The organism is Bartonella refiksaydamii, from assembly GCF_902652675.1.
GTDB lineage: Bacteria > Pseudomonadota > Alphaproteobacteria > Rhizobiales > Rhizobiaceae > Bartonella > Bartonella refiksaydamii.
Window position 1 is genome coordinate 1 of record NZ_LR736392.1, and the last position, 934, is coordinate 934.

The 934-nt window shown below is 41.3% G+C and carries 1 pseudogene; it reads left to right on the forward strand.

Annotation, left to right across the window (positions count from 1 at the left end):
* A pseudogene (locus tag GQO39_RS08710) lies at nucleotides 1-934 on the forward strand (Vomp family autotransporter); the annotation flags it as partial.

Consider the following 934-nt stretch of genomic DNA (forward strand, 5'->3'; position numbering starts at 1 on the left):
GATTGGTGGTGAGAAAGATGGAACAAGCATCAGTATTGCAAATAGTGATGGTGTTGCACGGACTCTTTCTGGTGTAAAAGATGGAGCGCTTTCAGCAGTTTCGATGGAAGCAGTTAATGGTTCGCAGCTCTATCAGCTCAGCCAGACGCTAGCATTGTATTTTGGAGGAGGTGCTGGGTATAAAGATGGTGCATGGACCGCTCCAACATTTCAAGTTTCGCAATTTAAATTGGATGGTAGCGCGGGTGATAAGAAGGTCTATGATAATGTTGCGTCTGCTTTTGAAGGTGTTAATGGCAGTATGTCAAGTATCAACGACCGCATTAATACTGTAGCCAAAAATGTTTCGTCGAACAGTTTAAATTGGAATGAGGAAGAAGGAGCTTATACTGCCGGTCATGCAGGTAAAGACAGCAAGATTACGCATGTATCGGATGGTACAGTTTCAGCGGGCTCGAAGGATGCTGTGAATGGCGGTCAGCTTTTTGAGACGAATGAGAGGGTTACCGCAGTTGAAAATCAAGTAAGTAATATTGATAAGCAAGTACAAAATATTGAAAGTACGGTTACGAACGGTGTTGTTAAGTATGATCAAGATGGTGAAGGACATAAGAGCAATAAAATCACGTTGTTAGGTGGAAATGAAAGTGATCCAGTATTGATAGACAATGTCTCTGATGGTCGTATAGAAAGTGGTTCGAAGGAAGCAGTCAATGGAAGTCAATTGCATGATTATACTGAACAGCAGATGAAGGTAGTTCTTGATGATGCGAAAAAGTACATGGATGATCATGTTAGTAGTACGGTAAATCATGCTGTTGATGAGTCTAAATCATATACAGATATGAAGTTTGAGACGTTAAGTTATGCGGTTGAAGATGTCCGGAAAGAAGCAAGACAAGCAGCAGCCATTGGTTTGGCAGTATCTAACTTA